The 1737-nt window shown below is 51.1% G+C and carries 3 protein-coding genes and 1 tRNA gene; 1 reads left to right on the top strand and 3 read right to left on the bottom strand.

What is annotated here, in order from left to right:
- On the bottom strand, positions 1-214 hold a 214-nt coding region (locus AUC60_RS23145), incomplete at its 3' end, for a phage holin family protein (RefSeq protein ID WP_274521402.1).
- A 297-nt stretch (positions 215-511) separates the two neighbouring features.
- Positions 512-587: transfer RNA gene (locus tag AUC60_RS23150), tRNA-Ile, on the bottom strand.
- 312 nt (positions 588-899) lie between these two features.
- Between AUC60_RS23150 and AUC60_RS27730 the strand changes: the two genes are divergently transcribed.
- Positions 900-1256 carry a hypothetical protein gene (locus tag AUC60_RS27730; protein ID WP_144443291.1) on the top strand — a complete coding sequence of 119 codons (357 nt, stop codon included), beginning with the start codon at positions 900-902 and terminating at the stop codon, positions 1254-1256.
- 153 nt (positions 1257-1409) lie between these two features.
- Here AUC60_RS27730 and AUC60_RS23155 read toward each other — a convergent pair.
- On the bottom strand, positions 1410-1737 hold a 328-nt coding region (locus AUC60_RS23155; protein ID WP_238599628.1), incomplete at its 5' end, for a hypothetical protein.

Genomic DNA, 1737 nt, shown 5'->3' on the forward strand with positions numbered 1-1737 from the left:
AGATCGTCATGCCCGCCGCGATCATCAGCATCATTGCCGACAACCCACAGACAATGCATGCCCCCGACCGAAGGGCGAGCCGGCGCAGCAAAGCCCAGCCTCGCGCACCTTCTTTGTCGGCTCGCCACATCTCACCCGACACACCACCGACCAACGCCAGGATGATCACCAAAAAAATCGGCATCTCTGCCAGCGCTTGCTGTTCATTTGTCATTTGTTCACATCCATCGAAAGCTCGTACTGAGCAATGGGTAAAAATATCTTGTGGTAGTAGTGTCAAAAGGCAATTTCATAGGCCGCTGTGCAGACTGGTTGGGCCTGCCGATTCGGAGTCGCCACAACAATTCTGGCTGCGTTTCTTGCAAAGTAAGCAGGCAGGTTCGGCCCCGACGTGCGCACAGTTGAGGCGACGGGCGTGGTGGAGCGGAAACGAGAAAGCCCCCGCAAATGCCGAGGCTCTAACAAGGGTAAGCGAAGTTATATTCCGCTACGGTCGAGGTAACGTTTGATATGGTTGGCCTGTGGGGACTTGAACCCCCTTCGCTGGCTTATGAGGCCAGTGCATCAACCGCCAATGCTTCAGGCCAGAATTGGGATTAACGTTTATCAATTAACTCGTCAACCAGGAAAGCTTTCCGAGAAGGATCCCCTAAAACACTAATAAAAAAACCCAGCTTTTTTAGAGCTGGGTAAATTGGTGTCGGTGACAAGCGGCAGTCTTCCGCTCCATTAAAACTTAATCGAAAGCTGCAAAATGCGATACAAAAAGAAACTCACAAATACTAACCGAAAGACTCAGTAGTACAAAGCTGAACTCACGGCCGGCTCTAGAAGACCGACCGCAAAGCGTGGCAAGATGACAGTTAAATTTACTGCTTTTCGATAAAGGTCTCTAAGAAATGAGATTGCATATAAGCTATTTTGCTTGCCTTCTGCTTGGGCCACTCTCAGCGGGAGCCGTTGCTGCCGAGTTGTCTACTGGTTCGTTATTACAAGATTACGGTGTTACTGCTGACCAACTCCCTGCGCCAGCAAAAACAGAGGTTATAAAGCTCAAGCCCGAGCCAAGCCGCTTTCCTATGACACCAGAAAAACCGATGGTTAAATTTCATCTCGCTGATAAGCCAAAACCTGAAATCACTGGAAATCCGAGCATCGATAATTTAAACGCCCGGCAAGTGGACGAGTGTCTTCGAGCATTTCGCGGTAATCCGATAGCCTGCGGTCAAAATCCTGCAGTGCAGTCAGAACAGTGAGAGGACGGCAACAACGTGAGGGGGAGCTTTGACTGGAGCCCCCCCTTACAGCCGCGTTTGTCTCACATGAACCAATCGCGCCCGCCGTATCATCCATACCTGGTGTCTAACCTTCTCGCCGTGCAGGATCGTGCCGAAAAAACAGCGTCGGAATCAGGAGAATTTTGGCTCCACAGTGAAGTAACGAATTGAGCCGTAGATATTCGTGCCTGAATGCGAGTCCGTGACCGTCAAGGCTCTTCCAGCTAATGTCAAACGATGCCTATATTCCCCCGCTGCAAACGGATCGGGAGTTAATTGCAGGTCAGATACGTTCTCACCGCTCCAATTGGTCGCAATCGCAAAGCGCGCCCCCAGAACCGCTGTTCCTGTCCGACGATCCCCCACTCCGATGGTCATTACATAACGGTCAGCATTTGCCAAAATGAAGTCAGCTTCATCAGCTGTAAGGCCCCTCTCCAGGTAAGTGTTCACGACCGAC

Source organism: Pseudomonas caspiana (genome assembly GCF_002158995.1).
GTDB lineage: Bacteria > Pseudomonadota > Gammaproteobacteria > Pseudomonadales > Pseudomonadaceae > Aquipseudomonas > Aquipseudomonas caspiana.